General features: G+C 57.2%; 14 protein-coding genes. 4 read left to right on the top strand and 10 right to left on the bottom strand.

From position 1 onward, the window contains the following. Positions 1-5 precede the first annotated feature (5 nt). The 3 genes from GHO25_RS00340 (at position 6) to GHO25_RS00350 (ending at position 4,037) form a co-directional block, all read left to right on the top strand. Positions 6-770, top strand: coding sequence for an amino acid ABC transporter ATP-binding protein (locus GHO25_RS00340; protein ID WP_153389563.1), 765 nt, complete (start codon positions 6-8; stop codon positions 768-770). A gap of 333 nt (positions 771-1,103) precedes the next feature. After that, positions 1,104-3,041, top strand: a complete 1,938-nt coding sequence (locus GHO25_RS00345; RefSeq protein WP_178109929.1) for an autotransporter domain-containing protein — start codon at positions 1,104-1,106, stop codon at positions 3,039-3,041. A gap of 195 nt (positions 3,042-3,236) precedes the next feature. Next, complete coding sequence (locus GHO25_RS00350; RefSeq protein ID WP_153389564.1) at positions 3,237-4,037, top strand: hypothetical protein; 801 nt, start codon at positions 3,237-3,239, stop codon at positions 4,035-4,037. 75 nt (positions 4,038-4,112) lie between these two features. On the opposite strand, the gene GHO25_RS00355 is transcribed toward GHO25_RS00350, so the two are convergent. From GHO25_RS00355 to hmpA, 10 genes are all read right to left on the bottom strand, one after another. Next, positions 4,113-4,769, bottom strand: coding sequence for a DUF2931 family protein (locus GHO25_RS00355; RefSeq protein WP_153389565.1), 657 nt, complete (start codon positions 4,767-4,769; stop codon positions 4,113-4,115). Between the two features lie 30 nt (positions 4,770-4,799). Beyond that, on the bottom strand, positions 4,800-5,453 hold the full coding sequence (locus GHO25_RS00360; RefSeq protein ID WP_153389566.1) for a DUF2931 family protein: 654 nt from the start codon (positions 5,451-5,453) through the stop codon (positions 4,800-4,802). Next, positions 5,446-7,290, bottom strand: a complete 1,845-nt coding sequence (locus tag GHO25_RS00365; RefSeq protein WP_153389567.1) for a PAAR domain-containing protein — start codon at positions 7,288-7,290, stop codon at positions 5,446-5,448. Before GHO25_RS00365 ends, GHO25_RS00360 begins: the two co-directional genes overlap by 8 nt. A 293-nt stretch (positions 7,291-7,583) precedes the next feature. Beyond that, positions 7,584-8,471 carry a heme o synthase gene (gene cyoE, locus GHO25_RS00370; protein WP_048367145.1) on the bottom strand — a complete coding sequence of 296 codons (888 nt, stop codon included), beginning with the start codon at positions 8,469-8,471 and terminating at the stop codon, positions 7,584-7,586. Positions 8,472-8,481: 10 nt separating this feature from the next. Beyond that, on the bottom strand, positions 8,482-8,808 hold the full coding sequence (gene cyoD, locus GHO25_RS00375; protein WP_019408632.1) for a cytochrome o ubiquinol oxidase subunit IV: 327 nt from the start codon (positions 8,806-8,808) through the stop codon (positions 8,482-8,484). Further along, the gene (locus tag GHO25_RS00380) at positions 8,809-9,429 is read right to left on the bottom strand and encodes a cytochrome o ubiquinol oxidase subunit III (RefSeq protein WP_048367147.1); all 621 of its coding nucleotides are present in this window, start codon (positions 9,427-9,429) and stop codon (positions 8,809-8,811) included. Positions 9,430-9,432: 3 nt separating this feature from the next. Further along, positions 9,433-11,457: a cytochrome o ubiquinol oxidase subunit I gene (cyoB, locus tag GHO25_RS00385; protein ID WP_048367148.1), complete on the bottom strand. Its 2,025-nt coding sequence runs from the start codon at positions 11,455-11,457 to the stop codon at positions 9,433-9,435. Positions 11,458-11,460: 3 nt separating this feature from the next. Then, positions 11,461-12,399: a ubiquinol oxidase subunit II gene (cyoA, locus tag GHO25_RS00390; RefSeq protein WP_048367149.1), complete on the bottom strand. Its 939-nt coding sequence runs from the start codon at positions 12,397-12,399 to the stop codon at positions 11,461-11,463. An 802-nt stretch (positions 12,400-13,201) separates the two neighbouring features. After that, positions 13,202-13,711, bottom strand: coding sequence for a disulfide bond formation protein B (locus GHO25_RS00400; protein ID WP_048367150.1), 510 nt, complete (start codon positions 13,709-13,711; stop codon positions 13,202-13,204). Positions 13,712-13,965: 254 nt separating this feature from the next. Then, positions 13,966-15,138, bottom strand: coding sequence for an NO-inducible flavohemoprotein (gene hmpA, locus GHO25_RS00405; protein WP_153330374.1), 1,173 nt, complete (start codon positions 15,136-15,138; stop codon positions 13,966-13,968). A 155-nt stretch (positions 15,139-15,293) separates the two neighbouring features. Between hmpA and norR the strand changes: the two genes are divergently transcribed. Further along, positions 15,294-16,838 (top strand): nitric oxide reductase transcriptional regulator NorR, encoded by a 1,545-nt coding sequence (norR, locus tag GHO25_RS00410; RefSeq protein ID WP_048390206.1) that lies wholly within the window; start codon positions 15,294-15,296, stop codon positions 16,836-16,838. Positions 16,839-17,065: the final 227 nt, after the last annotated feature.

The following is a 17,065-nucleotide window of genomic DNA, read 5'->3' on the forward strand; positions in this document are numbered from 1 at the left end:
CTGCGATGAATGAAGCAATCAAACACCCTGTCAGCCCTGCCGGGATTATCCAGATGCAGGACGTCAACAAGTGGTACGCCCAATTTCACGTGTTGAAAGACATCAACCTGAACGTCAACCAGGGCGAGCGAATCGTGCTGTGCGGCCCGTCGGGTTCGGGTAAATCCACCACCATCCGCTGCCTTAACCGCCTTGAAGAGCACCAGCAAGGCCGCATCGTGGTCGATGGCGTGGAACTGACCAACGACCTCAAACAGATCGAAGCGATTCGCCGTGAAGTGGGCATGGTGTTCCAGCACTTCAACCTCTTCCCGCACCTGACCATTTTGCAAAACTGCACGCTGGCGCCGATGTGGGTGCGCAAGATGCCCAAGCGCCAGGCCGAAGAAATCGCCATGCATTATCTGGAGCGCGTGCGTATTCCGGAGCAGGCCCACAAGTACCCCGGCCAGTTGTCCGGCGGTCAACAGCAACGCGTGGCCATCGCCCGCGCCTTGTGCATGAAGCCCAAAATCATGTTGTTCGACGAGCCGACGTCAGCACTGGACCCGGAAATGGTCAAAGAGGTTCTGGAGACCATGATCGGCCTGGCCGAAGACGGCATGACCATGCTCTGCGTCACCCATGAAATGGGCTTTGCCCGCACCGTGGCCGACCGGGTGATCTTCATGGACAAAGGTGAAATCGTCGAGCAGGCCGCACCTGATGCCTTCTTCGACAACCCGCAGAAAGAACGGACCCAGCTGTTTTTGAGCCAGATATTGCATTGATGCCATAGGTTGTATTCCCCTGTAGGAGCGAGCTTGTCTCGCGATCTTTTAAGATCAAAAGATCGCGAGACAAGCTCGCTCCTACAGACGTTTATGGACTGAACAGCCGATAGCACAGTGCTACTTTTCGCATCACTGCCGCATAATCCTGCCCGATTTTGAGTCACGCCCTGATTTAAATAATCGTGTTCGGGCGCAAAAAAGTGCGCCCGTTTATACAGGAGCGACAAAGGATTAATACAGTGCGTCAATCTGCCGTAAACGCCCAATAGAGGGCGCACATCCTGCAACAGGATAAATCGCTAAACCTCTAATAACTCCAAGGAAGACGTTGTGATCAAACCCCTCGCACTCGCTGTCAGCGTTGCCGGCGCCCTGCTGTCAACCCAAGGCCATGCCTATAACTACGGCGAACATGCTGCAACTACCCTCGATAAGCTGATAAACGACTACCCCGGCCGCTACCGGGGCACGGCCAACTTTGCCGGTGCCGCCGACTGGATGCAAAGCCAGATGGGCGATGCGTACAGCATCAGCCGCCAGGATTTTTCCTGGGGGGCCGGTAACAGCCGCAGCTCGCAAAACGTGGTGGCCTACGCGGCGGGCAGCAAGCCGCAATACGTGGTGGTCGGTGCGCATTTCGACACGTACTTTGGCCGCCCGACCCTGCAAGGTCTGGATGACAACGGTTCTGGCGCCAGCGTGCTCACCGAAATCGCTCGTAACCTCAACGGCGTACCGCTCGAATACGGCCTGCAAGTGATTGGTTTTGGTGCTGAAGAAGAAGGCCTGCAAGGCTCCAAAGCCTTCGTCAACAGCTTGAGCGCCAGCCAGCGCGAGAACATGCTGGCCATGATTAACCTCGACAGTCTGATTACCGGCGACATGATGTACGCCCACTCGGGTAAAAACAGCGTCAGCAATCCGGGCCTGACCTCATTGCGTGAGCACGCGTTCAAGCTCGCCAAAGAGCTCAACATCAACCTGTTCAGCAACCCTGGCCTCGATGCCGCCTACCCGGCTGGCACCGGTTGCTGCAGTGATGGCGAATCGTTTGAAAAGCTGAATATCCCGGTGCTCTACGTCGAAGCCACCAACTGGGAACTGGGGGATCTGGACGGTTACACCCAGACCGATAACCCGGCCATTCCTGGCGGTTCGACCTGGCATGACCCGAAGAAAGATAACGAAGCCGTGCTCACCAACGCCTTCGGCCAGGAACGCATCGACCAGCGCCTGCGCGACTATTCGCGACTGCTCAGCCGACTGGTGCTGGAGTTGACCAACGCTGACTTGATGGCTTCCACCGCCTCGGGCGGCGCGGTCGCACGCGCTCAGCAAGACAACCTGCAACGCCAGCATCAGGCCCAGGTCAATCTGCTGGATCGCCGCTGGTTGACGTTGCAAGCGGCCAGCCGCGACGTCGGCAGTTTTGATGGCGAAATCGGTATCGATGGCGAATATAGCGCAGACAGCGGCCCGTTCAACGAAGGTCGCCGTCTTGGCTTGCATGCGCTGGGCGACTACCAACTGACTTCCAGCCTGAGCGTGGGCGCCAGCCTGAGCTACCTGAACGGGCGCGACAAACTGGAACGCGGCGGCAAACTCGACAGCGAAAGCTGGCAGGCAGCGGTCTACGCCTTGCTCAACGATGGCGGCCCACTCTGGCTGGCCGGTGACTTGAGCGCAGGCACTACCCAGTTCGACAGCAAACGTAATCTGGTGATTCAGGCCAACGGCGGCCCTGTGCTGCTGAGCCAGAAACTGACCGGCAAGACGGACGCACTCAGCCTGGGTGCCCGCGTGATCGGCGGCTATGACTTTGATTTCGGCGCGCTCAAAAGCGGCCCGTTTGCAGGCCTGGATTACAGCCACTACCGCATCGACACGTTCCACGAAAAACAAGACCTGCGCACCGCCCTGAGCTACGAAGAGCAGAGCTTCGACTCTGTGCAAGCCAGCCTCGGTTGGCGTGCCCGCGGCACGTTCGACCTGCCGGCCGGTATGAGCCTGCAACCTTACGGCGACATCGCCTGGGTCAAGGAAATGGGCGACGGGCGTCTGGATGACATCCTCCTCACCAGCCGCGCCGACGGTCAGGCACGCGGCGCGCGCCTGGGCAGCGTCGACAAGAGCTATGGCCGCGCCCAGCTCGGCAGCCAACTCGCCATCACCCCGCAACTGGGCCTGTATGCCGAGATCAATGGCCGCCTGGGCAACGATGAAGGCAGCCAGACCGGCTACTCCATCGGCGCCCAATGGTTGTTCTGATCCATTGCGGTTAACCGGAGGCGCTCAGGCGCCTCCGCTTTGCAGGCCCGCGTTCGGCCTCAAACGCCAATGACGCTACGCCTCCATAAATACGAATAGATCTCATGTGCATGAAGCATCCTGACTGAGATAGACTGCGGCCCGCTAAACGTCGACAAACACTCGACCGGACCTGTCTCTCGCACAAGGATCGTCATGTTCAAACGCGCATTCCCCCTCACGCTTGCTGGCCTGCTGCTGGCGGGCTGCCAGTCCACTGCCACGGATACCCGCGCGACTACGCTCACTCCCACGCAGGAAAATGAACAGCCCCGGCAACGCGCACTGTACGAAGTGCTGATGACCAGAGTGCTGCGCCCTGCAGGCAATCTGGCCAATAGCGAGGGCCGCAGTGGCAGTTTTAATCTGAAAATCACCCTGGATGAACATAATCGGGTGATCGGTTGCGACACCCAGATCAACCGCAAATTCGACCCGAAACTCTACCCTTACAACGCAAAACTGGCCAAAGACTTGCTGCCGATCTGCTGGACGGCCGTACTCCCCGAATTGCCATCGTCATTAATCAACCCAAAGAAGCGCACTGCAAACGTAGTGGCGCCGATAGCGGTTGGCCCATTGACCGGAATGAGCGCCGAGCAACGTCTCAAACGGGACGAGGCCGTGCAAGCCAAGGCGCAAGACGATTTTCTGTACCGGCAACTGTTCGCACCGCTGCCTGTCGACAGCATCGGTGTCGCAACCCTGATCGTCATGACCGACAACAGTGGCCATGTACAGGAATGCGCGGCCAGCCTTGCCCCTCATGTACTGCGCCGGGCCGAGTTCAAGCAGGACGATGTTTTACTCCGCGCCCTGGTCGCCCGCTGCAAACAGACCGACATGAGCGCCATGCCGGGCTTCAAGGCCACGGGTTTGACCAGCCTGGTGCACCGAATTGAATACACGCCCTGGAAGGCGGGTTTGAAAGCTGACACGACCCCTGTCGCGCACTGACATGCTAAAGCCATGGCCAGTGGCGCGTAGTGAATCATCCGCGGCTGAACTCAGCAGCGTCGCCTCGGTGGCTCGTTACCAAGAGCCATAAGGCACCCCGTATTTTTCGATGTAGGCTTTTGTTTCTGGTTTTAAGGGCAAGGCATAATTGCCACCAGATCGACCGCCATCAGGTCCTTCTTTAACGACTTCGCCCTGAACCCTGGCCACTTCGATTGGGCTGACGCAAGGGCCTGAAATCCACACTTTGGCAATACCGCCGGGGGCCAACCCTACGGTCACGCCTTTACGGTAACCGGTGATCCATTTGGCATCGGCGGCACAAAAAGCTTTTTCAGGCTTGACCATGGCCTGCTGAATGCTTTCGGGTATCACGATATAAGCCTCGTAGGTTTGTGGCTCCACCAATGATTGCCAGCGCACATAAATCAAGCGCGGTACAGCAGCCCCGTAAACATACTTGCCTGCGCCCCAACCGGGGTAGCTGGGCCAGCCGCGCGTGTGGCCCTTGAGGCTTTTGGGTGTATTGATAGCGGCTACTCCGCTCATGGCTCGCCTGAATACGCGGTCTCGCACATCTACTGCATCAGCGGTTTCAATCCAAACTTCCATATAATCAGGCGCTCCCAGCCCTAAGCGCCATGCATCATAGGGCAACCCATTGCTGCCCTTGGCACAGCCCGCCATCAACCCAAGTACACCGCACACCCATAGCAGCTTGTATGTAGTCATTGGGATGCTCCGCGCGTGTGCGGCGGCCCTTTACCAAGAGCCATAAGGCACCCCGTATTTTTCGATGTAGGCTTTTGACGTTTCGCCAAGCGGGAAATGATGGCCTTCGGACTTCCCGCCATACGGTCCTTCTTTCACCACTTCTCCCTGAACCCTGGTCACTTCGATCGGCCTGACGCAAGGGCCTGAAATCCACACCTTGGCAATACCGCCGGGTGCTAACCCTACGGTCACGCCTTTGCGGTAACCGGTGATCCATTTGGCATCGGCGGCACAAAAAGCTTTCTCAGGCTTGACCATGGCCTGCTGAATGGGTTCGGGGATCACGATGTAAGCCTCGTAGGTTTGTGGCTCCACCAATGATTGCCAGCGCACATAAATCAGGCGTGGTACAGCAGCCCCGTAAACATATTTACCTTTACCCCAACCGGGATAACTTGGCCAACCGCGAGGATTCCCTTTGAGGTTTTTAGGAGTCTGGATAGCGGCTACTCCGCTCATGGCTCGTTTGAATACACGGTCTCGCACATCCACCGCATCTGCGGTTTCGATCCACACTTCCATGTAGTTGGGGGCGAACAGTCCTAGCCGCCAGCCATCATAGGGCAGCCCATTACTGCCCTTGGCACAGCCCACCATCAGCCCAAACACAGCGCACACCCATAGCAACTTGAATTTATTCATTGGGATGCACCGCACGTTTACCGCCCGCAGCCGGCCGATTGATAAAGAGCACCTCAATGTCGCTGTTGTTCTTGCCGCTGGCAGCATTCCAGTTGCCTGACAAGTGGATGTATTTGCGCTGTAGTAAAGCCACCTCTTCATGGGTCAGTCCGGGAAAGCTGTCGCCGACGGCATACGCTTGCAGCTTGATGGCAATGTCGTGCAGGTCAGCAGGAAGCGCCAATGCAGGGTTTCGATCATCAATGGATACGAAAGGAACCCCGTTTCGTATTCCCAGCTCGCGCATGGCCCGCAAGTAAATCAGTGACAACTGACCATGCACTTGCCGCTCACTGCGAAGGGCGGCGTACACGCGTTTCTCGGCAAACATGTCACGGCGTTTGTTATAAGGCAGAACCACCGCCCATGTGTCGATACTCCAGCGCTGCAGATAGGGCTCCAGGTCCGGCAGCATAACCCCCAGCAACTGCCGGGCTCGGTCATAAGCGACCGTGGAGGTTTCTGGCATGTCGACAGGCACCTGACTGCTCTGGGGTTTACTCAGCAGCACTTTTTCGGTGGCCAGAGGCAAATAACCGCCACCAAGATCGGAGTGGACACCGGGCAGCTCGATGTCATTGTCGGTACGAACCAGTGAGAAGTTATGACGATATTCGTGGCGCGCCACAAATTGCACCACATGGCGTGCAATGCCGGGCGCAAGGTACAGGTCAAGGCCCGGGTTACTGGCGTTGTGCGGGCTAAAGTCGCCGCTCAAAGGCGCAACCACCCCAGGCACCGTATCAAACAGGCCGATAAAGTTGAGGTTGAAATCTGTTCGGTGGCGCCATTTGAAGCTGGCTACCAGCAAGGGTGACCCGGCGGGCAAGGCTTTGGCCAACAAACTGTCAGCTCCCTTCACCAGATCATTGGCGCAATGCCGTGCGGCAGCGGCACCGCGACTGAAGCCAAACAGGTCGAAAACGATTCGCCAAATGATCAGGCCGGGATTGTTGTCTTGCAGTGTTCGAATCTGCTCCAAAATCAGGACAGGCGCTTGCTCAACTCGCGCCACAATACCAGTGCTGCCTTGACCGCTGGCCTGGCCATAGACCGAGTCAGCTTGCCCCGTGACTGTACCGATACCTTCTAGGTAGACACTGAGAAACGCCTCTTCAGTTCCTTGCGGCAATTGCGTATCCGCATGATCCGGATACAAGTCATAAAGCCGCGCCACATTGGTGACATCGTTGCTATAGCTGTTATCCGGCGAATTTCCTTTACCGTCAAAGCCAAAGCTCGCGCAATGCTGACGTATATCCGAGCCTTCCTGTTCACCAATACCCAAGCTAATAGCCAGGCACCCTTTCGCCGCTTCACTGTTGCCCTGGTTGTTGCCGGTGCCATCGAAGAACAAGCCCACATGCAGGGTGATGCCGGACTCCAGTTCCTCTTCTTCGTCCTCTTCTTCCAGCTCGGGTTCAGCACTGGCGGGCGCTGTTTTTTTAGGTGCCGGCGATTCGGGCCACTGAGCCAAATACTCCATGTAACTCTGTTGAGGCCCTCTGGCATCTCCCAACACCTGGCCTCTGATGTATTGATCAGGGATCAGTCGCGGCGCAGGGCGGCACAGGCACTGGCACAAGTCGCCTTCCAGCGCGGCTTGCCGCCCTCCCAGTGATTCATCATGGCGCGGACCGCACAGCACGATAACGCCTGTGCTGCCGCACACCGGGCACTCGATGCTGTCACCTTCGCGGGCCAGAATCTGGTCGTTGATTGTCATCAGGTCCCAGCCCGTCACCACCACGCCGCCCACCGTGGTCCTGGACCCGACGGTGATGTTCATGCGCTTCATACGCAGGCACCGGGCAAGGCGTGAGCGTTGTTGTGTAATAGGGTCATGTCGGCATCCTGGTGGAGGAAGGTTGAGTGCCTGCTAACTGTCAAATTGCCAGTTGGCGGCGCTCAGCCAGTATGCCGAGGGGGTGCGGAACCACCCTGTCAGAAGGATCCGTTTGGTTTGTAGTACGCGTAGCTTTCCGAAGATTCCCCCCCAGCCATATGCCTGCATCCATGACTGATGGGTTTTCAACCGCCATAAAAAACCCCGCGCTTCTTTCGAAGGCGGGGTTTTTTAAGCCTGGTGGCTTAGTGCGCGTAAGTCAGTAGCAACTCGGTCGGCACTTTGAAGTCCAGGGACATCATGACGCTCAGGGCGGTGATGGTGAAGATCGAGAACACGAACAGCTTGCGTGCCCAGACCTTGTCGTCGACGGCTTTGTAGCCGGTCCACGCCATGTATAGCCAGTACATGCCCATCGCGGCTGCCACGGCCATGTAGCTCATGCCGGCGTAACCGCCGAGGGTGAGCATCAGGGTCGCGATCAGGAACGCGAGGATATAAAGCAGGATGTGCTTCTTGGCCACTTTGATCCCGCGCTTCACTGGCAACACCGGAATCGATGCGGCCAGGTAATCATTGAAGCGGAAGATCGCGATAGCGTACGAATGCGGCATCTGCCACAGGCTGAACATCACCAGCAAAGTCAGTGCGGCCATGTCGAAGTGATTGCTCACGGCGACATAACCAATGACCGGCGGCATTGCACCCGACAGGCTGCCGATAAGCGTGCCGTGTACCGACTTGCGCTTAAAGTACAGGCTGTACAAACCGACGTAGATCACGAAGCCAATCGCGGCGAACAGGGCCGCCAGCGGGTTGGCCACGCGATACAGCAGCACAAGCCCTGCAACCCCCAGCAAGGTGGCGTAAAGCAACGCCACCTTGGCCGAGATCAGGCCTTGCACCAGTACGCGGTTTTTGGTGCGGTCCATCTTGATGTCGATGTCACGGTCGATGCAGTTGTTAAACACGCAACCGGACGCCACCACCAAGGAGGTGCCAATCACCGCAGCCAGGAACAGGGCAAGATCAAAATGCCCCTTCGAGGCCAGGAAGAACCCACCTGCCACAGAAAGCACGTTACCGAAAATGATCCCCGGTTTGGTGATTTGGATAAAGTGCTTAAAGGACATCGGGTTTACCTCACTTCGCCATCATTTCAGCGTGGATGCTGAACATAATCCACAGGGACAAGCCCACCAGCAGAACAATAACCAGCGCCGAGAAGACCAGCGCTGCAACGCTGTTGCGTTGCTCCGGGGAACGGTCCATGTGCAGGAAGTACACCAGGTGAACAACAACCTGGATCACTGCGGTCAACAGAACGATCGCCAGAGTGGTCGATTTGGCGAGGATCGGGTTCATCACCAGCCAAAACGGAATTGCGGTCAGGATCACCGACAAGATGAAGCCAGTTGCGTAGGACTTCACGCTGCCGTGGTTCGCGCCGTCAGAATGTGCGTTAGCCATTTACAGAGTCCCCATCAGGTAAACAACGGTGAATACGCAGATCCACACCACGTCCAGGAAGTGCCAGAACAAGCTCAGGCAGCTCAGACGCGTTTTGTTGGTGGAAGTCAGGCCGTGTTGGTTGACCTGATACATCATGATCGCCATCCAGATCAGACCGCAGGTCACGTGCAGACCGTGCGTACCGACCAGGGTGAAGAACGCCGACAAGAAGCCGCTACGGTGCGGACCGTAACCTTCGGAGATCAACAGGTGGAATTCGTTGATTTCCATGCCGATGAAGCCGGCACCCAGCAGGAAGGTAATGGCCAACCAGCCCAGAACGCCGCCTTTGTTGCCTTTGTAGAACGCGAGCATGGCAAAGCCATACGTGATCGAACTGAACAACAGCAGTGCGGTTTCACCCAGCACGTACGGCAGTTCAAAGATGTCGTGGCCCGACGGGCCACCCGCTACGTTACCTACCAGTACTGCGTATACCGCGAAGAGCGATGCAAAGATGATGCAGTCGGTCATCAGGTAGAGCCAGAAACCGAATACGGTAGTCTCGCCCGCGTCGTGATGGTGGTCATCGTGCCCATGGTCATGGGCGTGTCCAGCATTGGTCGCTATGTTCGACATGGTTTATGCCTGCCCCAACTTGGTTTCAACACGGTCGGCCGGAATTACTTTGGCGGCCAACAGACGCTTGTGCTGCTCGGCTTCGATGCGCTCGATGGTTTCCACCGGCACCATGTAGCCTTGGTCATCACGGGCAGCGTGTATCACGAAGTACACAACGGTGCCAGCGAGGCTCGCGATAGCCAGCCACCAGATGTGCCAGATCATTGCGAAACCGAACACGGTCAGCAGTGCGCCCATTACCACACCGGTAGCGGTGTTGTTAGGCATGTGGATCGGCGAGTACTTGGCCGGAGCCTTGTAAGCAGTACCGTCTTCTTTGGCTTCGGTGAATGCGTCAATACCGTGAACGGTTGGCACAACAGCGAAGTTGTAGAACGGAGGTGGCGACGAAGTCGACCATTCCAGGGTGTGGCCATTCCATGGATCGCCGAATTCGCAGGCGTTCTCTGGTTTGTTACGGTCACGAACCGAGACGTACAGCTGGATCAACTGGCAAGCGATACCCACAGCAATCAGGGCAGCACCAACCGCAGCAACGTACAGGTAAGGCACCCACTCAGGGTTGGTCGTGGCGTTCAGACGACGGGTCATGCCCATGAAGCCCAGTGCATAGAGCGGCATGAAGGCGATGAAGAAGCCGATGATCCAGAACCAGAATGCAGCCTTGCCCCACTTCTCGTTCAGTTTGAAGCCGAACGCTTTAGGGAAGTAGAAGCTGAAACCAGCGATGTAGCCGAATACAGCACCACCGATGATTACGTTGTGGAAGTGAGCAATTACAAACAGGCTGTTGTGCAGAACGAAGTCAGCACCCGGGATGGCCAGCAGTACGCCGGTCATACCACCGATTGCGAAGGTCACCATGAAGCCCAAGGTCCACATGACCTGGCTGGTGAACTGCAGACGGCCGCGGTAAATGGTGAATAGCCAGTTAAATAGCTTCACACCCGTCGGGATGGAAATCAGCATCGTCGCCAGACCGAAGAAGGCGTTGACGCTGGCACCCGAACCCATGGTGAAGAAGTGGTGCAGCCAAACCATGAAGCCCAGTACCGAGATCGCACCGGAGGCGTAAACCATCGAGTGGTGACCGAACAGACGCTTGCCAGTGAAGGTCGAGATGACTTCAGAGAAGATCCCGAACGCCGGCAGAATGAGGATGTATACCTCAGGGTGACCCCACGCCCAGAACAGGTTCACGTACATCATTGGATTGCCACCAAGTTCGTTGGTGAAAATGTGGAAATCCAGGTAACGGTCAAGCGTCAGCAGTGCCAGGGTAGCGGTCAAGATCGGGAACGACGCCACGATCAGAACGTTTGCCCAGGTGCAGGTCCAGGTGAAGATCGGCATGTCCATCAGTTTCATGCCTGGAGCGCGCATTTTCAGCACGGTCGCCAGGAAGTTCACCCCGGTTAACGTCGTACCTAGCCCTGATAACTGTAGCGCCCAGATGTAGTAGTCCACACCCACGCCAGGGCTGTACTGCAGGCCCGACAGAGGCGGGTAAGCAACCCAACCGGTTTTGGCGAATTCGCCGACGCCCAGCGACAGGTTGACCAGTACCACACCGGATACCAGCAGCCAGAAGCTCAGGGAGTTCAGGAATGGGTAGGCAACGTCACGCGCGCCGATCTGCAGCGGCACTGCAAGGTTCATCAGGCCGGTGAAGAATGGCATCGCCATGAAGATGATCATGATCACACCGTGAGCGGTGAAGATCTGGTCATAGTGTTCAGGCGGCAAGTAGCCAGGTGAACCCTCGGTGGCCATGGCCAACTGGGTACGCATCATGACGGCGTCGGCAAAGCCGCGCAGAAGCATGATCATGGCAACGATGATGTACATCACGCCAATTTTCTTGTGGTCGACTGACGTTAGCCATTCAGACCACAGGTAGTTCCACTTTTTGAAATACGTGATTGCAGCGACGAGCGCCAATCCGCCGAGCAGAATCATAGCGACGGTAACCATCACTATCGGCTCGTGGAACGGTATGGCGTCCAGACTTAATTTACCAAACATCGTTTACTCCTCTGCCCCGGCAGCTGAATTCGAGGTGTTGTCCAAACCTTGGGTCCCGGACTCTTCTTTCTTCTCGTGCTTCACGAACTTGCCCGGGTTCATCCCTTCATACTTGTCGATGATGAGCTGGAACAGGTTCGGAGTAACGGTGGAGTAGAGCTCTACAGGGTTGTTCTCGCTTGGTTTTTCCAACGCCGCGTACTCAGCGTTATCAAGCTGTTTAGGTGATGCTTTGACTTCAGCTACCCAGGCGTTGAAATCTTCCTCGGAAGTCGCGATCGCCTTGAATTTCATGCCAGTGAAGCCAGCGCCGCTGTAGTTGGCCGAAATGCCATCCATCTCTGCGTTTTTGTTGGCAATCAAGTGCAGCTTAGTCGTCATACCCGCCATGGCGTAGATCTGACCACCCAGACCTGGAATGAAGAACGAGTTCATCACAGAGTCAGAGGTAATGCGGAAGTTAACAGGCGTGTTGGCTGGGAACACGATCTTGTTAACGGTAGCGATACCTTGCTCCGGGTAGATGAATACCCATTTCCAGTCCAGTGCTACCACTTCAATGGTGACCGGCTTGACGTCGGACTCAAGCGGACGGTAAGGGTCCAGCGCGTGGGTCGACTTATACGTAATCACGCCCAGGGCGATGATGATGAGAATTGGCACAGTCCAGATCACGACTTCGATCTTGGTGGAGTGCGACCATTTTGGAGCGTATGTGGCGTTTTTGTTCGACGCGCGATACTTCCACGCGAAGATCAGGGTCATCAAGATGACCGGGACCACGACCAGAAGCATCAGCAATGTTGCAGTGATGATCAGATTCCGCTCTTCGATCCCTACCTGCCCCACCGGATCGAGCAATGTCCAATTGCAGCCTCCCAGCAGCAACGTGCCGAAAAGTGGCAATAAGCCAAGGAGTCTGGGGTACCTTTTTTTAGTCATCTCACGACCTCTAAAACAGCTTGCACAATGCAGTTGGTTTTTTTCGCCAACACTTCACCCTACCAAGGGTTGGCTCTTTTCCGGGCTTGAATAAATGCCTGCTCATCACCTTCAGGTGAATACGCAATCCCGGGTTAGCAGTGATTTCTTATTCGATACGTGGTCAATCGCCTTACTACAGACAATTCCATTTGTGGCGGAACTTAGAAGGGTTGCCAGTACCTGGGAGTCGCATGTGACGCCTGTTGTGAACTGCCCAGACGACCGCCGACTACCCGCTTGGGCTCGGAGGTGAGCAGGCTGGACGTTCAGTGGAGGCGATTGTAGTTAGGAAGCTCTCTACAAACCATGTCTCATCCAGAAATAATTCTTCACGACTCCGGTAACAATCCCTCACTATTGTTGCCCATTACACCGGCATATGCCTCCTTAAAATGCATGTAGCACGTCAAAAGCCCGCAGCTGATATGCCCCTTTTTGGCGCACGCACAGGGCTGGTGAATCCCCCCAAACGCCCAAGTGAAGAGGCTTACAGCCGATTCCCATGGAGACGCCCAAGGGCAATTTCAATCATCTGATCCGCAAAAAAAACGATCAGGGGATAAATCGCTCCGAACGTAATTCGTGCTCACCTGTCCTACAGGAATCGCTCTCTGCGACACTTTTAGCGTGACAATATGTCGCACAAGTCAGCTATCACTTTAGTGTGCCGATTCACATCCTGTTGACATTTTTGCGCGGACAAAAAAACGCCCCGCATTCTCAGGAAAAGTGCGGGGCGGATCAATCCAAACGTGGCGTTTTAGCCGTGTTTTTTGCGGTTCCGGTAGATTCCCAACGGCACCAGCACGCTGGTCAGCACAAAGGCCACCAGCGCCCATTGCGCCAGCGACAGGCCGAACACCGGCGGGTACGGCGTAGAGCAGAAGCCCTCAACCTGAAAGCCCAGCGGGAACACCGTCGCCAGCGGCAGGCCGTCAACGATCGGTTGCAGCACGTCAATGCCGCAGCTCACCGCAGGGTTGGCCAGGATAAACACGTGCCGCCCGGCCGCAATCACCCCGCCTATGGCGCTGAGCACCACCAGCACTTCAAAAATGGTCAGGCTGCGCCGTGTCGGCATCGCCGCGCCGATAAAGGCAAAGATCGCGATCAACAGCAAAGCGTAGCGTTGCAGGATGCACAGAGGGCAAGGCGCCTCACCGAGCACGATTTGCATGTATAACGCGCCACCAATCAGCGCCAGACAGATAACCCCGAGCAAGACCAAAAAGCGCTTCTCGCGGCTCAGTCGTATCATTTCATCCGTCATCCTGCTTCCCTTTGCCAGGTTATTTTGGAGTTAAGCCGCAGCCACTAAGGCGCGCAGTTTACACCCAGAACATCGACCTGAATGTAGGAGAACTGTGTAGGCAAGGTGTCGCAGAAGGATTAATAGATGATTAAGTCGTCGTACACAAACCCGTAGTCGCTGCCGAAGGCTGCGAAGGGTTGCGGAGCAAGCCGTTATCTCAAAGCCCCCGCAACCCTCTTTATCGTCGGCAGCGACGCATTCAACCCCGTCGCTTACTCCAGCGCCGCAGCCGGGCCAAAAAACTCATAGCGACTTTGCTGCTCAGGCACGCCCAGCGCCTTCAAATGCCGCTTAACGGCGCTCATAAAGCCTTTAGGGCCCAAGAAGTACGCATCGACATCGCGCTCCTCGCCCAGCCATTTGCCCAGCACCTCTTCTGTCAGCAGCCCCACATGGTCAGCCAAGGAGTCTGCCTGTTCATAGCAATAGAAGCGCTGCAATTGCGGATGTTGCTCAGCCAGTTCTTCGATCCAGCCGCGGAAGGCATGCACCTGTGCATTTCGCGCACAGTGAATAAAACGGATCGGCCGTTTAGTGGCCAGCGCCGCCTCCAGCATCGACAACGTAGGCGTGATACCCACCCCACCACTGATCAACACCAGTGGTTTTTCGCTGGCAGCCAAGGTGAACTCACCCGCAGGCGGGAACAGCTCAACGATATCACCCACTTGCAGACGGTCATGCAGGTAGTTCGACACCACACCGCCCGGCTCGCGCTTGACGCTGATCCGGTAGCGGCCCACTTTGGCTAGCGCCGACAGCGAATAGTTGCGACGCACTTCCTGGCCGTCGATGTTGAGCTTGATGCCGATGTACTGGCCGGGCTCAAACTCAAGGATCGGCTGCTCATCCACCGGGCGGAAGTAAAACGAGGTGATTTCTGCGCTTTCTTCAAGCTTGGCGGCCAGCTTGAATGCCCGGCCACCGCGCCAGCCACCCGGTGCAGCGGCTTTTTCGTCGTAAATGGCCGCTTCTGCGCCAATCAAAATATCTGCCAACTGGTTGTAAGCTGCGCCCCAGGCGGCCAGCACCTGCGGGGTCGCAATGTCGCTGCCCAGCACTTCTTCAATGGCCCGCAGCAGGCAACTGCCGACAATCGGGTAGTGCTCCGGGAGGATTTGCAGCGCAACGTGTTTGTTGATGATTCGCGCCACCAAGTCGCCCAACTGATCCAGTTGGTCAATGTGCCGGGCGTACATCAAGACGCCATTGGCCAAAGCACGTGGCTGGTCGCCGCTGGCCTGATTAGCCTGATTGAACAGCGGACGCACTTGCGGGTATTCGGTGAGCATCATGTTATAGAAGTGTGTCATCAACGCCTCGCCACCACTTTCGAGCAGCGGCACAGTGGACTTAACGATGGCACGGTCTTGAGCAGTAAGCATAAAGTTGACTCCTGAACACGTAGGGAAAAATGGATTACCGTTTAACCATCAGTTTTCGTGCCAACCTTTAAACCCTTTAAAATCAATAGGTTAAAAACAAAGTAGTCACTATGACACGCCTTGATCTATAGTCACTTCGACTACACGAGGTCAAAATGACTGCAAAATTGCTTCTCACTGCCCTGCTCCCGCTGGTGGCGGACCTGTCCCGCGACCTGCCTGAAAGCGAACGTTACCGGCGCTTGCTGCAAGCCATGCGCGCCGTACTGCCGTGCGACGCCGCTGCCCTGCTGCGCCTTGACGGCGAATGGCTGGTGCCACTGGCGGTAGACGGCCTGAGCCTGGATACGCTGGGGCGGCGCTTTAAAATCAGCGAGCACCCGCGCTTTGAAATCCTGCTCAGCAGCCCCGGCCCCACGCGCTTTCCCAACAACTGTGAATTGCCCGATCCGTATGACGGACTGGTCGACGGGCTGGCCGAGCACCTGGAAATTCACGACTGCATGGGCTGCCCGCTGTTCGTCGACGAGCGCCCCTGGGGCCTGCTGACCCTCGATGCGCTGGACCCAAAACGCTTCGAACCCATTGAGCTGGATGCCCTGCAAGCCTTTGCCAGCCTGGCTGCCGCCACGGTCAATGTGGCCCAGCGTATCGAGCGCCTGGCCCTGCGGGTGGCCGATGAGCAGCAAAAAGCCGAGCTGTATCGTCAAGCTCATCCTTTGCCCAATAAAGAGCTGATTGGCCAGAGCGCCGCCCATAAACACCTGCTCGAAGAAATTGCCTTGGTCGGCAACAGCGACCTGACGGTGTTGATCACCGGCGAAACCGGGGTCGGCAAAGAGCTGGTAGCCCAAGCCATACATGCCGCCTCGCCGCGCGCTGACAAGCCAATGATCAGCCTGAACTGCGCCGCCCTGCCCGACACCCTGGTCGAAAGCGAGCTATTCGGCCATGTACGCGGCGCCTTTACCGGCGCCACCAGCGATCGCCGTGGCAAGTTTGAACTGGCCAATGGCGGCACGTTGTTTCTGGACGAAGTGGGCGAGCTGTCACTGACGGTGCAAGCAAAGCTGCTGCGCGTGCTGCAAAGCGGGCAATTGCAGCGCTTGGGCTCAGATCAGGAACACCGCGTCGATGTGCGCCTGATTGCCGCGACCAATCGCGACCTGGCAGAAGAAGTGCGCAGCGGTCGCTACCGCGCCGACTTCTATCACCGTTTGAGCGTCTACCCGCTCAACGTGCCCGCCCTGCGCGAGCGCGGGCGCGATGTGTTGCTACTGAGCGGCTTCTTTCTCGAGCAAAACCGCTCGCGCATGGGCCTGGGCAGCTTGCGCCTGAGCCCGGATGCCCAGGCCGCGCTGCTGCATTACTCATGGCCGGGCAATGTGCGCGAACTCGAACACTTGATCGGCCGCAGCACCCTCAAGGCATTGGGCAACTGCAAAACCCGGCCGCGCATCTTGACCCTGACCGCCGCAGACCTGGACTTGCCGACGCCGCAGGACGGCCCTGCAGTGGCAGAGCAAGAGCCGCTACCGCCGGTCATTGGTGACTTGCGCCAGGCCACGGAGAACTACCAGCGTCAGTTGATCAGCGCTTGCCTTGAGCGTCATCAACACAACTGGGCCAGCGCCGCCCGCGAACTGGGCCTGGACCGGGCGAACCTGGGCCGAATGGCCAAGCGTTTGGGGTTGAAATAAACCCCCTGTAGCCGCTACCGAGGCACGAGGCTGCGATGCTGGTCGCAGGACCTCCGCCTGGGGTCGCTACGCAACCCATCGCAGCCTCATGCTTCGACAGCGACTACAGGTTCACCGGCTCTTGTAGTCGCTGACGAGGAACGAAGGCTGCGATGCGGGCCGCAGGACCGCCGCCTGGGGTCGCTGCGCAACCCATCGCAGCCTCGTACCTGGGCAGCGACTACAGG

The organism is Pseudomonas sp. FSL R10-1350 (assembly GCF_009600525.1).
GTDB classification, from domain to species: domain Bacteria; phylum Pseudomonadota; class Gammaproteobacteria; order Pseudomonadales; family Pseudomonadaceae; genus Aquipseudomonas; species Aquipseudomonas helleri.

Bases quoted from the DNA above. Each gene is read 5' to 3' on its own strand.
- GHO25_RS00400 (WP_048367150.1), bottom strand. From the start codon at position 13,711: ATGACGGATGAAATGATACGACTGAGCCGCGAGAAGCGCTTTTTGGTC.
- hmpA (WP_153330374.1), bottom strand. From the start codon at position 15,138: ATGCTTACTGCTCAAGACCGTGCCATCGTTAAGTCCACTGTGCCGCTG.
- GHO25_RS00365 (WP_153389567.1), bottom strand. From the start codon at position 7,290: ATGAAGCGCATGAACATCACCGTCGGGTCCAGGACCACGGTGGGCGGC.
- GHO25_RS00360 (WP_153389566.1), bottom strand. From the start codon at position 5,453: ATGAATAAATTCAAGTTGCTATGGGTGTGCGCTGTGTTTGGGCTGATG.
- norR (WP_048390206.1), top strand. From the start codon at position 15,294: ATGACTGCAAAATTGCTTCTCACTGCCCTGCTCCCGCTGGTGGCGGAC.
- cyoA (WP_048367149.1), bottom strand. From the start codon at position 12,399: ATGACTAAAAAAAGGTACCCCAGACTCCTTGGCTTATTGCCACTTTTC.
- GHO25_RS00380 (WP_048367147.1), bottom strand. From the start codon at position 9,429: ATGTCGAACATAGCGACCAATGCTGGACACGCCCATGACCATGGGCAC.
- GHO25_RS00340 (WP_153389563.1), top strand. From the start codon at position 6: ATGAATGAAGCAATCAAACACCCTGTCAGCCCTGCCGGGATTATCCAG.
- GHO25_RS00355 (WP_153389565.1), bottom strand. From the start codon at position 4,769: ATGACTACATACAAGCTGCTATGGGTGTGCGGTGTACTTGGGTTGATG.
- cyoD (WP_019408632.1), bottom strand. From the start codon at position 8,808: ATGGCTAACGCACATTCTGACGGCGCGAACCACGGCAGCGTGAAGTCC.
- cyoE (WP_048367145.1), bottom strand. From the start codon at position 8,471: ATGTCCTTTAAGCACTTTATCCAAATCACCAAACCGGGGATCATTTTC.
- GHO25_RS00350 (WP_153389564.1), top strand. From the start codon at position 3,237: ATGTTCAAACGCGCATTCCCCCTCACGCTTGCTGGCCTGCTGCTGGCG.
- cyoB (WP_048367148.1), bottom strand. From the start codon at position 11,457: ATGTTTGGTAAATTAAGTCTGGACGCCATACCGTTCCACGAGCCGATA.